This window comes from Shimazuella sp. NTD248 (assembly GCF_059510395.1).
On record NZ_JCAJZT010000003.1, the window covers coordinates 448,977 to 465,952 of the forward strand.

General features: G+C 42.6%; 18 protein-coding genes and 1 pseudogene. 1 reads left to right on the forward strand and 18 read right to left on the reverse strand.

The annotated features are described in order from the left end of the window. Positions 1-309 precede the first annotated feature (309 nt). The 16 genes and pseudogenes from AC5WOE_RS09365 to AC5WOE_RS09440 all read right to left on the reverse strand — a co-directional run bounded on the left by AC5WOE_RS09365 (position 310) and on the right by AC5WOE_RS09440 (position 14,015). Positions 310-999, reverse strand: coding sequence for a peptidoglycan recognition protein family protein (locus AC5WOE_RS09365; protein WP_496052462.1), 690 nt, complete (start codon positions 997-999; stop codon positions 310-312). 1 nt (position 1,000) lies between these two features. Beyond that, positions 1,001-1,243, reverse strand: a complete 243-nt coding sequence (locus AC5WOE_RS09370) for a hypothetical protein (RefSeq protein ID WP_496052463.1) — start codon at positions 1,241-1,243, stop codon at positions 1,001-1,003. A gap of 11 nt (positions 1,244-1,254) precedes the next feature. Continuing rightward, on the reverse strand, positions 1,255-1,557 hold the full coding sequence (locus tag AC5WOE_RS09375; RefSeq protein ID WP_496052464.1) for a hypothetical protein: 303 nt from the start codon (positions 1,555-1,557) through the stop codon (positions 1,255-1,257). A 47-nt stretch (positions 1,558-1,604) separates the two neighbouring features. Then, positions 1,605-1,736, reverse strand: a complete 132-nt coding sequence (locus tag AC5WOE_RS09380; protein WP_496052465.1) for a hypothetical protein — start codon at positions 1,734-1,736, stop codon at positions 1,605-1,607. Positions 1,737-1,748: 12 nt separating this feature from the next. Further along, the gene (locus tag AC5WOE_RS09385; RefSeq protein WP_496052466.1) at positions 1,749-2,045 is read right to left on the reverse strand and encodes a hypothetical protein; all 297 of its coding nucleotides are present in this window, start codon (positions 2,043-2,045) and stop codon (positions 1,749-1,751) included. A gap of 6 nt (positions 2,046-2,051) precedes the next feature. Further along, on the reverse strand, positions 2,052-4,652 hold the full coding sequence (locus tag AC5WOE_RS09390; RefSeq protein ID WP_496052499.1) for a phage tail spike protein: 2,601 nt from the start codon (positions 4,650-4,652) through the stop codon (positions 2,052-2,054). A gap of 8 nt (positions 4,653-4,660) precedes the next feature. Further along, positions 4,661-6,112, reverse strand: coding sequence for a distal tail protein Dit (locus AC5WOE_RS09395; protein WP_496052467.1), 1,452 nt, complete (start codon positions 6,110-6,112; stop codon positions 4,661-4,663). Next, positions 6,113-8,578 (reverse strand): phage tail tape measure protein, encoded by a 2,466-nt coding sequence (locus AC5WOE_RS09400; RefSeq protein WP_496052468.1) that lies wholly within the window; start codon positions 8,576-8,578, stop codon positions 6,113-6,115. Positions 8,579-8,748: 170 nt separating this feature from the next. Further along, positions 8,749-9,153 (reverse strand): hypothetical protein, encoded by a 405-nt coding sequence (locus AC5WOE_RS09405; protein ID WP_496052469.1) that lies wholly within the window; start codon positions 9,151-9,153, stop codon positions 8,749-8,751. Positions 9,154-9,228: 75 nt separating this feature from the next. After that, positions 9,229-10,170, reverse strand: coding sequence for a phage tail tube protein (locus AC5WOE_RS09410; RefSeq protein WP_496052470.1), 942 nt, complete (start codon positions 10,168-10,170; stop codon positions 9,229-9,231). 360 nt (positions 10,171-10,530) lie between these two features. Beyond that, positions 10,531-10,992, reverse strand: coding sequence for a hypothetical protein (locus AC5WOE_RS09415; protein ID WP_496052471.1), 462 nt, complete (start codon positions 10,990-10,992; stop codon positions 10,531-10,533). Further along, positions 10,989-11,513, reverse strand: coding sequence for an HK97 gp10 family phage protein (locus AC5WOE_RS09420; RefSeq protein ID WP_496052472.1), 525 nt, complete (start codon positions 11,511-11,513; stop codon positions 10,989-10,991). The genes AC5WOE_RS09415 and AC5WOE_RS09420 overlap by 4 nt, the downstream gene beginning before the upstream one ends. After that, a complete protein-coding gene (locus AC5WOE_RS09425) occupies positions 11,494-11,895 on the reverse strand; it encodes a hypothetical protein (protein WP_496052473.1) in 402 nt (133 codons plus the stop codon). The genes AC5WOE_RS09420 and AC5WOE_RS09425 overlap by 20 nt, the downstream gene beginning before the upstream one ends. 5 nt (positions 11,896-11,900) lie before the next feature. After that, on the reverse strand, positions 11,901-12,083 hold the full coding sequence (locus AC5WOE_RS09430) for a hypothetical protein (protein WP_496052474.1): 183 nt from the start codon (positions 12,081-12,083) through the stop codon (positions 11,901-11,903). 3 nt (positions 12,084-12,086) lie between these two features. Beyond that, positions 12,087-12,938, reverse strand: a pseudogene (locus tag AC5WOE_RS09435) (phage major capsid protein); the annotation flags it as partial. Positions 12,939-13,046: 108 nt separating this feature from the next. Further along, complete coding sequence (locus AC5WOE_RS09440; protein WP_496052475.1) at positions 13,047-14,015, reverse strand: XkdF-like putative serine protease domain-containing protein; 969 nt, start codon at positions 14,013-14,015, stop codon at positions 13,047-13,049. A 93-nt stretch (positions 14,016-14,108) separates the two neighbouring features. Here AC5WOE_RS09440 and AC5WOE_RS09445 point away from each other — a divergent pair, with 93 nt between their 5' ends. After that, entirely contained in the window at positions 14,109-14,687 is a 579-nt protein-coding gene (locus AC5WOE_RS09445) for a 3'-5' exonuclease (protein ID WP_496051092.1), read from the forward strand. 6 nt (positions 14,688-14,693) lie between these two features. Here AC5WOE_RS09445 and AC5WOE_RS09450 read toward each other — a convergent pair whose 3' ends face one another. Then, positions 14,694-15,551, reverse strand: coding sequence for a phage head morphogenesis protein (locus AC5WOE_RS09450; RefSeq protein ID WP_496051091.1), 858 nt, complete (start codon positions 15,549-15,551; stop codon positions 14,694-14,696). Continuing rightward, on the reverse strand, positions 15,548-16,969 hold the full coding sequence (locus tag AC5WOE_RS09455) for a phage portal protein (protein ID WP_496051090.1): 1,422 nt from the start codon (positions 16,967-16,969) through the stop codon (positions 15,548-15,550). The genes AC5WOE_RS09450 and AC5WOE_RS09455 overlap by 4 nt, the downstream gene beginning before the upstream one ends. Positions 16,970-16,976 lie beyond the last annotated feature (7 nt).

Genomic DNA, 16,976 nt, shown 5'->3' on the forward strand with positions numbered 1-16,976 from the left:
CTATTATTAAAAATTATAATAAATATCCTTTTTGTGTCGATGCTTTTATTCTTACTCTATTATCCCTTTTGTAAAGTTATTTTTCAAGCAATTGGTAATATTTTTTTAGAGTGACTGTTCAGCAAAATCCCTTGTGCGATTTATAAAATAATATCTTTTTATTGAAATTTATAATATTTTCACAGACTTTGAAGACAAGAACATCAGAAATAGGTGTCATCTAACTAAATTCTAAATACCTTCTGTTTAACTTTATGTTATAAAAAGCCCTCGGCAATTATTTAGGAGAGCCGAGGATTTAAAAATTATTTATCCAAATAACTTACTCCAAGTTTTTATCCCCACTATTCCGTCTACCACTAAACCTTTTCCCTTTTGAAACTTCTTCACTGCTATTTCTGTCTTTGATCCAAATATCCCATCTACAACAAGACCGCCTAATTTCCGTTGAATCAATTTTACATTCACCCCTCTGGAACCACGACCCAGGAGAGTACCAGGATAGGTAGGAACACTAGGTTTACTAATTCCTTTTATTTTGCTTACAAACTCACTCCACTGAGGCAATAGTTTATGGGGACAATCCTTGCCACTCCATATTTTATGGGGGACTACTCGTCCAATTGAAACGTTATGCTTCTTCATCAAATATCGAATAAGCCAGATCGCATTTTCTTTCGCTTTCTCATAATTCCCATCTTGATTCACACAAATCTCTAGACTCAAACTCTGCCTATTTCCTGTACCATTCCGCCCATCACCAGCATGCCAGCTTACCTCGTTCTCTGGTATATGCTGAATGATCTGGTGATCATCAATCGAAAAGTGCCAGCTTGCAGTTCTTGAATTTCCTCTTTCCAATAAAGAAGCATGAGCCGCAGCATCTGCACCGCGACTCAAATTCGCCGTCTCATGGATGGTGATATATTTGGGAACTAGTTTTATTCGAGGTCGAATGTTCGTGTATTTGGCGGGAATCAAACGTTGTTTAATTTCCATCTTATTCTCCCTCCTTGTTAGCAAACAGCTTAATTTCCGTTGTATTCTTCACCCCACTGTGAAACCCGATTGCCGTTAAAGCAGCAGAAATGGATGTAATATAATCTCCATTCCCAAAAAAGGCAGTTGCAGATCCTAACACCACTGCTACCAGTGGAATAAATTTTTTAAATTGATCTGGAAGAGCAATATTGACTGCCTGACAAACGGCAAAGATTACAGTAGCTAAGGTAGTAAAGGTCATTACTATTCCTCCTAATGAATGAAATTCTGTTGAATCAACCAAATAAAAAAACCGAACATCCCAGTAAGAAAAATTCCTACCCATGTCCGGTCTCGGTTTGTGATTTTTTCATGTGCTTGCTTTACTTCCTGCCTAACTTCGTTTAACTCCTTTTCCAACTTATCTAACTCTATTTTTAAATGTTGAACCTCGTTACTTTGTTTTTCTCGAATCAGAGCTAGATCAGTCTCAATGCGATCTAATCGCTTATCCAATTGAATCATCAATTCATACATCTGATTAATCGAGATTGACGCACCTTGTAGCTCTTGCATGTCATCTCCTCCTCATGATAATCACCCCCAAACAAAAAAGAGCTTCGTTAGCTCGTTATCATTCTGTCGTATTCCTCTTGGGTGATGTATCCTTTGGTAGCTGCTGTTTGTAATTGCTCCTGCGAAATCGTTCTGTTTTTCCAACAGGTATAAAAGTAGGCATATAATCGACTCAACATCCTCTTCCTCCTTTACAATCCCAGTAGAAAATTAATGGCTTCTTGATTCGCTTGAACATCTGCTTGCAATCTCGAAATATCGCTTTTGAGATTCTTTTTTTGGTCCAAATTCTTCAAGCTAGATTCTAGTACACTTCCTGTTTCCCCAACGGAAATCGACTCATCCAAAATCAAAAAAGAGGACTGCACATCTACCAATCCTCCACCTGCCCATGAGATATTATTTTCTTCTACTATTATTTTTTCGAGTTCAGAGAAAACATCTAAGATGACACCCTCTTCATCATATAAAACCACTTGATAAGCCATACACCATCACCCTTCATAAGTAATTTTGAGTTGTACACTAGAACCGCCATTGAAAGTCATATAAGGGGAACCAGCAGAAGAATAGAGAGCAATTCCTTTTGCTGTTCCGCTTTTTAGGCTGTCTCCAACAGAGTTGGGAATGGTAATCCACTTTGCTTGTCCTACTGCATAACTCCCTGCAGATGACTTATGCAACGTTAGAACTGGAGTGCCGGATGCACTGGTCAAATTATGAGTATACACATTAATGGGTTGAGCAGCATTCGTTCCTCCAGACCGACGAGAGAGATACAATTGCACACTCTTCACGGTTTTCCCTGATAACTTGGACTGAATATCGCTGTAATTAAAAAAAGCACAGCCTCGATGGTTTCCATAACCGCTGTACTCTCCTTGATATACATAATTGTTGTCGCTCCTCCAACCTCCATACGCATCTCGCCAAGATAGCGTAGAAGTTGCCGTCCAAGTGGTAGTCGTGGTCGAAGTTGTGCCCGCACTCGGGGCTGTCCCTGCATCCGTAGTAAAGACACTATCACAAAAACCACTTTGTGCTTTTAAAATACTTCCCGTTGATCCAGTAGGTTGTGTGCCTGTCCCCCCTAACATAGAAGATCCAACCACATAAAGCCCATACTGCCCTCCAGAACCTTTACATCCCGTTCCTTGTAAGTCAATTCGAGAACCATAAGCAGAAACAATTTGAGCGTTGAACCCATTGTAGGCTTCACAGCTGTCTACTTGGATATAGGAGTTAAAAAGACCAGCGATACAATAAGCTAGTTTTGCACCTGCCCGTGCATCGAAATACATGTTTTTCAAGGTAACTCTGGTAACGGATTGGGTATACAAACATCCTTGATAGAAATTGGATACAAATACTTCTTGGTTTTTAATGGAGCCATTTTGAATCAATACATGGTTGGTGCAGTTGAAAATGTTGATCCGACTATTGAGGATAGCTGTTCTAGCTTGGAAATTGATGATAATGGTTCCTGGCCCACTTACTCCAATCAAATAAAGTTCCGTTCCTTCTGTCCATAAAGTTGTTCCAGCCTTGATCCATATGGTGATGGTTCCTTCATTAAATCTGGGTAAGGAATCAAAAGCGGATTGGAGCGTTTTCTTGGCTGCTACCCAATCTCCATCTGCTCCACTGTTGTTGTCATCCCCGTTTATTGGGTCTACATATATTGAATAATCGATTGTATTCCGTGACACTACGGAATCCGACTCAATCTGTCCCGCAGCTAACACACTAAACCCTCCTGATGTTCCACTCAGTTGTCCAACGGGTGTCTCATCATCTGCCAGCATCACGATGCTGTCGTTAGCAGTAAGCGTCATTGTGCCACCTGCGGTTCGATCCAATGGAAGACTGTTCGTTTTTACTTTTTGTCCATCCAAAACCACCTGTCCATTGGTATCGGTCGTCGCCCAAGCAGAAACGGTGTCCCATTTACTCTGGTTTTGTTGGATGATACTTTGGATTCGTTTGATTCCATCCATAGTAGAAGGCGCAATAGGAATAAACTCTCCAAGCGTAACGCTGTTTTGTGTGGGATCAGATAAACTTCTTTTCTTCTCGATGATCCTTGCTTCCAGTAATAAATCCGGTTGAAAGGTGGTGTCCTGTACCCGAATCGTATCTCCCAAACGAACCCGATGTGCTCCATACCCAGTCAGTTGTTCCAACAGCACGACATTTACGGTGTATGTGGTGCGTGGTTTGGATAGCTCGTCCAATTTCTTAATCGAGTTGTTGTACAGCTCAATCGCATTCGTTGCTTGATCATCTTTGTACACGCCAAAGATGTGCTTCCCATTTTTCCCGAACTGTTGAAGGGCAACAGTACTTCCTACCCAATCGTTTACCTTCTCATAAGTTAGATTAGCAGGTGGGGTATAGGTCGTAAACGTTAAGGGATTTCCATTGGCATCCGCTTGCCCTGCTGCAACCAAAGCTGTTACCAAGTCTTTGGTGTCTTCCACGCGCTCCACATCAACCAAATCCAGACCATAAGTAAACATTTTCTTCGTATCTTGTCCTCTTCGTTGAATGACATCAATCCACTTTTGCGAGATTCTGAGTCCTGTAAAGTCCACCCGAAAGACAATTTCTGCTCCAAACACATCCAATACTTGGTGAACTGCTTCAAGGGAGGTAATGTAATCATCAAAATGAAAATCATGTACTCCTGCATAATCGGTTCTTCCTAATGACCATCCTGTTCCTTGCAACACATAGGTAAAGATTTGTTCAAGACTCTGGCTGTTTAAGGTAACGGGACGGACAATCTGACCGAGTAAATCCGATACCGCCGCATTCTCACAAAAGACTTGTTTGGTATAAGTGTGATCTTGATTTTGATCCGTTATTTCCTTGATTTGGAGCAGTTGCCATTCGCCATCTTCGGTTTGATACATGATATAACCCTCTGTCATCAAAAGGGAAGCAGTGGGATGATTCGCTGGAATCACAAACTCTAACGTCAGTAACCCATGTTCCAATTGCTCGGTGTGTATGTCGTTCCAGAATGGACAAGCATTGGGAAGATCGTTGCTCAGTACTCCTAATGCAACTCCATCTGCATTTAACAAAAACATATTGGACACTACAACCACCTCTCCCGAAAAGTGATCGTTCCATTGCTAATAATAGCTGGCATGACAGAGATTCCACTCGTTCCAGTTGAAAGCTGAATAAACGTACTGGAAGGATTTAAATCTGCGAAAAATGGCTCCCCGTTTTTCCAAATAGAACCTGTCGCACAATCCACTTCCAGTACATCTCCTGCCGCAAAAATATAAGGAACTTGAGTACTGGTTGGGACGTTCTCTTGGGTTATCTTTACATTCGTAACATACAATCGATTGATAGGAATAACGGCATACGAAGCATAAGCCCCTACATGAATTTGTACCCCTGCGAGATTGGCGGTATAGAGATTTTTGGTATCCACAAAGGAGTAGGTAAACTGCTTGATCCATCTTCCATTGCTATCGATAATAGCGGCAAGGCATGTCCACTTATTTCCGATCCGAGAGAAACGCAAGATTCCGCTAAAATCTTTCCAATATCCTTCTTTTTTTCCTCGATAAGCGACAAACAATGTCCCCGATGCCAGATTCCCTGCTCGTGCTTCGAGTTGTGGCGACTCCAGATTGACAGACATGTCTTTGATGGCAATCTTTCCGATGACCGCATTGTTAACATCCAATAAATAGACCTCTACTCGTCCCATTTGGTTATTGGCTGTAGGATTTAAGGAGACAGAAGCCTCCATCGTGAAATTTTGGATGGGTGTAGCGATGGTTTTCACAGCGGATGCCCCATGCCAAGCAGAACCTGTCCCATAGTTCCCTCCAGATTGAGAGAAACGAAATCCATCGGTAGCAAACGTTCCAGCGATGGTTCCACCATCTACTCCTATACCACTTGTCCAACCCGTAAGAGAGAACATATCATCATTCAGCATGACCACTCTTGTCTGTGTAGCTGTTTGTGTATCTTGTTGCAAAGGTTGTCCAAAGTATAGAAAAGCTTCTCCTGATACCAAAGCAAACTCCGTCGTATTTTGGGTAAACTGCATTTGAAATCTTGGGGATGCTTTTTGATTTCCATTATTGGTGACGGTAACAGGTGTCTCATCTGTCGGATTCAATGGGACAACCTTCTCCTGAACAGCATAAGAAAAAGGATCGTTACACCAAAAGGTAATCGATCCCTGTCCGATACTAATATTTTGTTTGATTTCTATTTCATCTGTTACTTTAGCTAGATAATACTTATCTGGTTCATCTAGTAAGATCAGTTGTTTTGCATCTTCATAATACAGCCATGTGGCTAATTGCCGAAGATTAGAACGTAGTTCTGAAGAGGTGCTTGCCTCAATCGTGATATCTACGGTTATTTTTCGTTCTCCTAACTCATTGCCGAAATCATAGGAGCCTGCCCGTCCCGATACCGAAATCGTTGTTTGTTTGATAGGAGGAACAAGGGAGACATGAATATCATTGACCAGTACAAAAGAAGGAAGATCGAGTCCATTAAAGCGAATCGCCAATTACCGCACACCTCCTGTCCTTGCTCGGATGTTCTGCAATCGATTTAATTGTTGAGCCAGTTTTTGGATATCTGCTTCCTCTCGGATGGTAGCTTGAATATAAAACTGATTGGTGATCGTATCACCTGTACTTCCCCCGTTTGGCAATTCTTTGGCAATCGCTTGTGCAAAGGGACGCATTCGAGAAGAGGACAAAGGAACAATCGCTTCTGGACCTCGTTCTGCTAAACCAACTACGCTCGGTTGATTAAACACGCCCCCTTTAGCAAACCATGAAACAGAAAAAGTAGGATAAGGAATACTAATCCCACCAATGGAAGTAGAAGCACTTCCTATGCTAATCCTTGGCAATCTTGGTTTGGGTATAGTGATTCTCATACTCGCAAAGGCACCCTTGATACTCGAAATAATCCCAAGTAGTATCGATTTAGCAGACTGAATCGGTTTGATAATGGCATTTTTCACTGCATTCCAGCTACTTGAAGCCGTAGATCGGATTCCAGACCAAATCCCAGAAAGCGCACTCTGCAAACTACGAAAAGTGCCAGATATCCCGGTAAGAACTCCTCTTGCTAAAGAAAGAATCACATTCCAGCCACTAGAAGCAGTCGCTTGCATGGATCGAAGACCAGCAGAAAAAAAGGAACTCGCTAGGCTTATCCCAGTAGTAACGCTACTTGCAATCCCACTCATGACCCCGAGGCTAAAGCTATAGATTGATTGGAAAATGCTCACGAAAAAACTTGCGATGGAGGAGAGAATGGCGTTCACATTCACACCCATTGCTGTTAGCATGGACACTACTGTATCGACGATTCCCATTACAAACTCCGCTAGTACATTCCACAGGTTCATGAAAATATTTGCGAATTCCGTTGAGGCATTGTTTAAATACTGTAGTCCTGCTTGCCAGTCCCCTACTAGAAAGGCGACCAGCATACTTAGTGTGTTAATAGCTAACGAAATCACATTGACGATTAATGCGGACAGTGGACCGAGTGCCCGAAACAACCCATTAATCAGGGGAAGGAAAATGGCAATCGCTGATGCTACCAGCACCCCTATACTACCTAGTAATGGTTGTAATCCTTGCCACAAACGAGCAAACGAATCTTGGATCGGCTGGATATAGGTTCCAAATTGACTGGCACTATTCGAGATAGACGAAACAAAGCCATCCCACAAAGCCGTTACGGTTTCACGAAATTCCTTGACAGAATTCATCAGAAGCATAAACATGCCTACTACTGCAACAATTCCTGCCACCACCAATCCTGCTGTTCCTCCAATGCCAGCAAACAGCGGAATCAAAGCAGATGCGGTCATGACCAACGCCCCAAGAAACATCGTAATAAGAGGGTGCACCGCTAGTAATGCTGTAAATCCAATGATCGCTACCTGTGAAGAATCCGAAAGCGAAGCAAACCACTGCCCGAATTCCTGTATCTTTTGGATGACTAGTGGAAGATACTGTTGGGATAAAGCCAGTAATTGTTCCCCAATAGGAGTTAAGGCTTCTTGTAGTTGTCGCCATTGAGCGATCAATTGAACATAGGGGGATGTCTGCATGGCTTTCGCTACTTCTTCTGCTCGCCCTTTTGTCTCCTGTAACTTTTGGTTTAAGTATTTTGCTACCAATGCGGCTTTCTGCTTTTCTATAATATTCCTTTTTAACCCTTCTGTCAGCTTTTGGACCGATAAATCCGCTTCGGTATACCCTGCTGCCACTAAATCCATCGCCTGAGAAGCAGATACTTTGTAGGTTTCCATGATGGCGATCACTTCATCTATCGCACCAACAGCGTCAGTCCCAATAGCTTTTTCCAAAGACTCTGCTTGAACAATGATCTGTTCCAACTGAACCGTAGACAAACTGCTTAATTTGGTTCGTGCATATCCAGCCACATCTGCTACGCTTGCTAAACTTTCCCCCAAGCCTTGATCGAATACACTTTTCACAATGGGAGTTACTTGCTGAATGCTTTGTTTCACCCCACCCACACGAGCAGAGAGGATCGCCAACGCATGATCCACATCTGCCGTAGCTTTAAACGCCAATGCTCCTACTAACGCAATTGGCACGGTTAACCCTTGCGCTATGTTTTCCGAGAAATCGATCATACCTTCTCCTACTTCTCGTCCCCTTTGTCCCACTTCATTCATTCGTTCGCTAACTTTACGAAGTAAAGCGAGTGCTTGTCCTACCTTAGCTGTAATCGTGATATGCCGATCTCTGGTGGCTACATCCACTTCTCTCTGCAATTGTTTTAGTTCTACTTTTGCACGTTCTTCTTGAACATGAATATCCAAGTTGGGTTCAGGGAGTGTACGGAGCTTCTCTTCTATTCGGTCTACCGCATCCCCCACTTTAGCAAAGGAATGTTCGGCATTTTGAGACACTCTCTCCAAAACTTTGGAGGCTTGGTCGATTCCTTTCACCACAATTTCAACGATGTTATTTGCCATTACCTCACCCCCTCCGTCTCGTTAGTTTTTTATTTCTTCGTTCCTCTGCTTTCTGTTCTTCATTCCAGTGATAAATTAGGGCTTGTTTTTGTAACTCAGTTAACTGTGCAAACGATTCTGGTGACATATGGAGATGTCGAACAAAAAAATAAAACTCCTTTGCTTCGGGACTAGCCACGAAAGGAGTCTTGTTTCGCTCGATTCAATCCAGATATTTCAGCAATTCGCTGGTAGACTTGTTCCACCCATTCGGATTTCCATAGCTGATTGATCGTTTCTTCGTTCCATTCCTTATCTACGGTTCCCAGTGCAACGGCTTTTAATTGGGCATTCCCTTGATCTCGTACCAACTCACCAGCATTTACTTCAAACGTTTGTGTGTTCAGTTTTCCGGTTGTCCCTGCACTCTTGGTGTTCACTTTCACCGATGCTTGTTCACAGGCTTCTACTTGTCTTTTTTCGATATGCGTAAGGGGACGAATCTCTACTTCAAATATCTGATTCTCTACTTTCAGAGGAACGATTTCGATATAAGATTTCCCTGCAAGAAGTGCAGGTGTTAATTTGGTCGTCATCTGTTTACCTTCTTTCTCTTTGCTATAGGAAAGATTGTCAGAAGTATTGCCGGTAATGATTGCCCACAATTTTTCCTACACTGGGATATAACTTGCCTTGCTGTTGGTGATCGAAAACTCAATCGGTCCTGTTCCATCGGCTTTCACCAAAGCTCGGATGGTAGCAGACTGTTCAATCCGATCTCGACCACTTAGCGGTTGGAACATGGCTGTGTAAACTGCTCGTGGAATCAAGATATCCATGTTATCTCCTACATGTATGTTGGTATCGATCTCGGTTAGTTTATTGGTACTTGGGCCTGTTGCAGTTCCCCAAAACCGCTCCAATTGCGTAGTAGAGAAAAAAGATAATCCCAATTCAATCTCGACCGAAAAAGCCCCTCGATACGCTCTCCTTGGAAAACGGGAACCAATGGTGCGGCCAGCCTCGTTATCTGCTCCTGTCTCGATCTTGATGGAGAAACTCTCAATAGTTGCCGACTCATCCACTCCATTGATCTCCGCAGTAACTTGATGAGGAGCATAGATTTCTCCTTGCATAAACGTTGGATTGGCTAAAAGTGTTCCTTTCTGATCTGCTCCTCCTACGATATCTACACTTCCTTTAAAAAATCCGTCATCCAACTCCAAGGAAAGAGAGCCAACCACGCATCCGGTAAAGATATGCTCCAACACGTCCTTTCCTACTCTAGCGGTGAACGATTTCATTAAAGCGGACTGCTCTGGAAAAAAATGATGCGTAAAGGTCGGATCAGTCCCTGTTACGGTATATCCACCCAATGCCCATTTCAAAAACCACGGAAAAGCAGTAAGGTCAACAGGAGTAGACAGAGAACCCTCACTCCGGTAGAGAGCAGGTGCTACGGTTCGGTCTAATCTCGATACTCCTTCATAAATAAGAGCCTGATCTCCACTGGGATCAAGCTCGGCTGATTCTGGATCGATGGTTTCTACTGCTAATGAAGCTGTTCCAAAAGTGGTTTCTTCTCCATAGCTGAAATATCTGGTGATGCCCAATTGAAATCCCTCCCTATATACATAAAAAAAGTAGTATCTTATAATAAAAGAAAGTCGGCATCGCAACGAGGAGTAGAGATGCGCAATCTTCCTGAGAATTTGGTTTCTCTTCTTCGATCTGACGACCCTCCTCTCTACGGAGTGGACGAGAGGTTGGCTCTCAACATCGCCAGCCTGAGCTTCCCTGTTCTCCCTTCCGAGGACTGGGGTCGCTTTCTGAACCCTGACGGGGAAACGGATTCCTGATTCCCGTGTGACACCGATTTGTATGATTGTCTATTAACCAAAAAGGCGTCATGCAAAAGGCTGGACAACCCTGTCACATATCAGTGATAGAGACAGTCCAGCCACAATTTTTTCTTATTCTCTTCGTTGAATCCGAAAGGCAAATTCACAACTTGCCCAATAGACATTGGAATTGGCGACTGCTTCATAACTTGGATCAAAATTTAAGGCTCGTACATCAAAAACTTTCTTTCCTAATGTCCGATCCGAAACGATCACATCATATACCCTTGAAGTTAACTCTTCTGCCAACTCTTTTCCTGTGGTGGATTCCAAATCATGCACCATCACTACAAAATCAAAGATAAAATCATGGAGTGCGGTGTGTCCTCCTTTAAATTCCGGCTGATGAAAAACAGGCAGTATCCATAGGACAGGCATTTCCTCCATCGTTCCTACTTCCATTTGATCCCCGTACACAATGGAAACAACAGGGGATAAAGTAGCTGTTCTGGCATCTTGTAACTTCTGTAGAATGGCATCTTTTATTTCTTTACGTATCTCTGCTAAATTACGAGGATCGATGGTATAACTCATATTAATCCCACCTTCGCCAATGCCATTTCTACAAACTCTGCTTTTCTTCGCTCGGTTTGTGAAATGGATTTCTCCACATACTTTCTTCCTCTCATCCCTTTCACACTCATGGCATGTACCGTTTTTCCACCTACACGAAATACTAAAGGTAATCTCGGTTGTTTCACTGACTTTGCAAAGATCGTTTTCCCATCGATTTCAAAGACAAGTACCCCATTGGGACGTTTCGAAGTAATGGTTTTTCCTTTTTTCTTGGATTGAATGGGTTTTCCCGAAGGACCGTATACACCTGTTCCATCATTCACAAAACGAGCATATCGAACCGCTGTATAAACTTTGTAGCTCAAAGCTCCAGTTGGCTTCATATTCCATGATCCAGCGAGTCGCCCATGATCCACTGGGCTGTTCTCTCGAATATTGCCTGTTAGTTCTACTGCTGTGAATCGAACAGCTTGTTTTACCGCTTCGGCTGCCTTCCTTGCAATCTCCCGAAGTTCACCCTCATCCAATCGTACTGGCATCGGCTATCACCTCTTCGGAAGAAAGAAAAATGGTTATTTTTCGTTTCAAATATGGATGGAGTTCTCTATCTAAGTCCTTCACCACATCCGAGGAATTTAAAAGTTGAATGGCAAAGTCCCCGATTTGAACCACTTTCGTAGTTCTGTTTTGGATGGCATATCCCACTAATTTGGATAGTGTTCGCAGAGCAACTGCCTCAATGCCAATATATCTGGAATCAGTGTTTAAAATGGTCTCTCTCAACCGCACATCGATTTCTGTTCCTATGTGATTGATCCACTGCAATAAAACAGCATCCAACTCTTCCTCCGTCATGGATTTGGAAAAGTGGGATGCTTGGATTCCTGTTAATTCTCGAATTTGCTTGGGCGTTCCATACATGTTGATCACCCTGTCTTACTGCTTTTTTTCTTCTCCTTGATTTCTTCCACTTGTAGATACTGACACGCCTCCAATAGAGAATGGTGTCGGGGATGAGAAATTTCTATCTCTTGTTCCTCTTTTGGCTGGAAGAAGTAACCCAATCGCTCTACCACTCGCTCGGATGTATTCTGTACTTTAACTTTCATTCCTCACACTCCTACATATCCAGTCGCAACAGCAGAAGCGTTCTCGTCTTCAAAGTGAGCATCTGCACGTACTGTCACCACAAAATCCGTTTTTCTCTCTTTTGGTACTCGGTCTGGTTCAATTTTCACATCGCGATACAGTCCATAAACTAGGTTATTCGGTGGTGCAAGCAGTGCGGTTCCTAGTGGCATTTGAGGAACATACTCCAGAATAATTCCCTTGAATGCCAGTTGATTTGCTCCCGTTTGGGCAAAATCCCCAAGAGCTGTTTGTCTTTCTCGAAGGGCATCCCGATAATCATCTAAAATGTCCCATGTCACAAAATATCTCCATTGGGATAAGTCCGTCATGTACTTCTTGGGAACAACCGACAACAATTTATTCAGCAAATCATCGACCTTGGTTTTATCGAATTGACTAGCTGTTAAAGAACCTGCCGTTCCACCCGTCACCTTATTGGCTGTTTTCTTTAACCAGCCATCCGTTACTTTTAACAACGAATCAGCAGAAAGCGATTTGTCTCCTGCCAGAAACAAGTATTCCAAATCTCGTCCAGTAGCATCCCCCAATAATTGAATAATCGTGTCTTCAAAATTGGCACGTTCGATATTATCCTCCAACGTGGTGTCGGTAACTCCAACAAATCCACCCAGCTCTTGGGCATCCAATTTATTTAAATAAGGGACTGTTTTCTTCTCATTGGCAACTGGGTTTTGATCCCCACCCGTTCCGGCTAAAATGCGACCATTAAACAAGATACGATCTATATCGCGAGTGGGAGCATTCATCGTCAATCGACGAGCTGCCGACAACAACGGAGTGGAGTCTTGTACCACTCGAATAAATTGATTTGCTTTTTCAGGAGTAAGTAACCCTTATCCCATATCTCCACGAGTAATAGCTTTCACTGCACCATCTAACTTGGTTAATAATTCTTGTGTGTTCATGCCATCTCATCCTCTCTATTTCTGGATACGGCGACCGAAGATATCTCGATCCTGTTCGATTGGTTTGTGCTGCTCAGATGAATCATGATCTTGACCTTTTAACTTATTGGTACGAAAAAAAAGCCCAAAACCTCTGGCCTTTTCGACTACCTTCTCCATGTCTTGAATCTGATCAAGAAGGATTTCATATTCTTGTTTACTAAGGGTTATATCATCCTCTGATTCTTGCTCGACTTCGGTTTTCTCTGGGTTGGGTTGTTCCGCCAATGTGTGTTCTTGTTGTGCTGTTACTGGATCATCGGATTCCAGCGGTGGATTCCATTCCTCCAATGCCTCTTGCATTGCTGTTTTGACAGAGGACTGGATAAACACTTGAATCTCTTTTTTTGTCATTTCTTCTCCTCCTTCCGATTCAGCAGACTCTTCGTTTCGGCTCAAGGCTTGTTTTAACTTGGCAAAGAATCCAGTATTCTTGGGTGGTTCTGGTTCTTTGGATTTCACAACAAGGAATTTCGCCTTGGGAACAGCAGGCTCATCCACCAACGACACTGCATTCACAATCCACTCCTCCCCTAGATCAGCGAGAGTCGTTCGTTTCACTGCTGTCTCATCTTTGCTTTTGATTGCAGTGGATCGAATTCCCATGATAGAGAAACCTGTGAGCTTTCCGGATTTCACTGCTTCCCATGACTCCTCATCTGTTACTCGAACTCCCATCATCCACGATCCTTTTGGCACTGTAATGTCCTCAAAAGTAAGGTCAAAAGGAGAAAGATAGGTTTCTACCATCTTGCCCACATTGTTTAGACTGTGCATGAGATCGATGTTGCCATATTTCTCTGCAAAATCATGAGCTACTTGCTCAATTTTATCGATAGAAACAACATCTCCATCGTGATCAGCTTCACCGGGTATCAGGACAGGACCATAGACAATTCGTTTTTCATCATTTCGTTTTATTACTGGTGCAGTTAACTCAGTCATGTGGTCACCTCCACATTTATTTTTCTATACAAAATTGGTAATAATGGAATCTACGAAATCAAATAAGGAAATCTAGTAAAGTAGGTAACCAATATGATCACTGAACTCGATCAGAAACAGTTACAGAAAGAACAGTTAAAACGTAATCGACGCAAAGAAGCAAGAAGACTATTTGCTTCTTTAAAAAAGAGCTATGATTGGTCGATTCTCGATATAGAAGCAACTGGATTTTCAACAAGTACAACTGCTGAAATTATCGAGATAGCTATTATTGATGCAAGAAGGAAAGTACAATACCGATCCCTTATTAAGCCAATACATCCAATTTCAGAAGAAAGCACTCAAATTCATGGCATTACCAATGAAATGGTGGAAAATGCTCCAACTTGGAAACAAGTTCATAAAGAGGTTTATCAAATTTTACGGTACAGACATAGAAGAATACTTTCCTTTGGTTCTTTTTCAGAACTAAAATACCTGAGACAAACGAATCGAATGTGGGGAATCAAAACACCCTTTATCGAAATGATCTGCTTATGCCGAGCGTACCAGCATCTTTTGAAAAGTAATCAAGGTATTTCCTTAGAGAATGCCGTAGGTTATCCCATCAAGCATCGGGCATTAGCCGATTGCTTTGCTACTTGGGACTTAATTAAAAAGATAAAGCTATAACTTTTTCTATCGGTAAGGTGTAGAAAGGATAGCCTCTCCATTTCTTGGTATATAAGGACGAATCCGACACCGACAGTTGATCCACTCCTCTATTCTTCCTGTTCGATCTCCGGGAATAAACAGACCATTGGAGAAACGCTCATTTAGCCTTACCACCTCCCCATGTATCTTCACATGATTAGCTTTATCCGCTGGTTTGTACCCTCTCACTCGTGTATCTCTAGCAGTGAGCCATTGTTTGTATGGAACACTCAAGTCTTCCAGTGTAACTTGTATCCCTTCATTTTGTGCGGAGTTGATCTCCGTTCGATCAATCAAGCGAAGACGGTAATCTCGAATTTCTGTAAATTCTTTTCGTAATGCTTCTGCTGCCTGATCAATCCCTAGTCCCTGTTGATAAGAGTTGGCTAGGTTCCCTTCAATATCTCCGATAATGCGCTTCGCTGTATCTTGGCTAAAGGTATAAAACTTTCTTCGTAGTCGATCATAGGTCCAACGATCAAATTCAGTGTAAGAAAAGCGGACGCCATTTTCCTCCAGATCATCAAAGGCAAGAAAACGACCTCTTTTCGCACTGCTCATAGCATTGTTCACAATCACTGCTGCAACCTCGTCATACAGATGTTTCAGAAATTCTTCTACAAACACTTTCCTTCGTTCCGCATCTTGTGGGACATACCCCAGATACACCAAACGGGAAAGAAGTCGATTCTCTACTCCAACAAATAAACGAAATAATTCTTTCTCCAGCTTTTGCTCTGCTACGAGTGTCGCCTCATCTACTCCCTTGAAGGCTGGAAACTCTCCACAACTGCACAAAAAAGTGGTGATCTCCTCCAGCATGCGTTCTGCTTTCTGGTTCATTTGATCACCACTTCCAGTAACTTACGATGCAAACTCTTGATTTCTGCTATCAAATCAGGATTCTGGGTAACTTGTGGAGAACTATTCCCCAACTGATAAATGGGAACTCCACCGATAAAAGGAGTATCCATGATCGGATGGTCGATACGTTCCTCGCCCATGTTCTCTCGAATCTTATTGGATGTAATGGCCCCCATCGCAAAGAGTTTGGTATATACATCCGTTTCCCTTGCTTCATCACGAGTATCGATCTCATGAAACTCCAGCTTCCAATCCGTTACACCAAAAGCATCACGCAGGATGTGTTTGTTCAATCTTGCTTCTACCATGTTCTGTCTCGGCCACAGGATGGATTGTTTATAAATCTCAGTGGATTCTACTGCAGTAGAACCTCCAAGTGATCCTTCCTCTGCAATTCCTGCCCGATAGGGTGGGACACCATGAGCAGACAAGACTTCATCTCGATTATCTTTTCGATACAAACGAAAAGAGGCTTCTTTCACATCTACCGAAAGAGCCTCAAATTTAAATTCTACTTTTTCTCCATCTCCACCCGATGCCGTAAGAACCAGTGTGGCATGCCGATTATCTTTTAAGTCTCTCTGAAAGTATTGTTTGATCATGTTCTCTGTTTGTTCATCCAAATCGGCTCCACTTACGGTTACCGCATAAGCTGGAATGGCATGGTTTTCAAAGAAATCGATATTAAACTCTGCTCTTTCTTGATCTCCTAAGATCGCTCCCAAAGCAGGAAGCACATCTGGAGAACCATAGTAATCCGAACGAGTGGAGTAATTTAATATATGGAGAACTTCGGTGGCTCTTCGTTCTAGTGTCAGCCCTCCCAGTGAAACCTTCTCTCCCGTTTCATAATCCACATCCCAAGGTGCACCTGCTCGTTTGAACCAGCGTCTTTTGGCTCCTCGTATCTGGACAAATAAGACATCATCCCGATGCCTTCGCATTGTATGAGCAGGGATATGTTCCAGTCCTTCCAAGATATCTTTTCCTCGAATGAGTTCTAAGTATCCATTCCCTGTCGCTTCGTAATCTTCCATCCACTTGGTGAGAATCTCTTCCAAAGTTTCTTCAGGATGAGGAGATTGGAGAAATGACATCACTGTATCTTTCTGAGCTTCATTTGACTTCTCTGATGCAGGAACCAATGACCATCCAAGTCCTACGGTATCTCGTGCCTTAGTTTTCACAGCCCGATAATGATAGGTGTTCATTTCCATTAATTTTGCCAATGCTTCTGGGTGATAGAGAGGAGCAATAATCCCTGTTTTTCCATACTCTGAACCAAATACATCTTCTGGTATTTGCTTGGATTGTTTTACTGCATACTGCTGGAGATAATTGGTGGATAGTACATCTCCGTTCTTTAATACATAGGCTTTGACTGCTGGTTTGTCCACGATGATC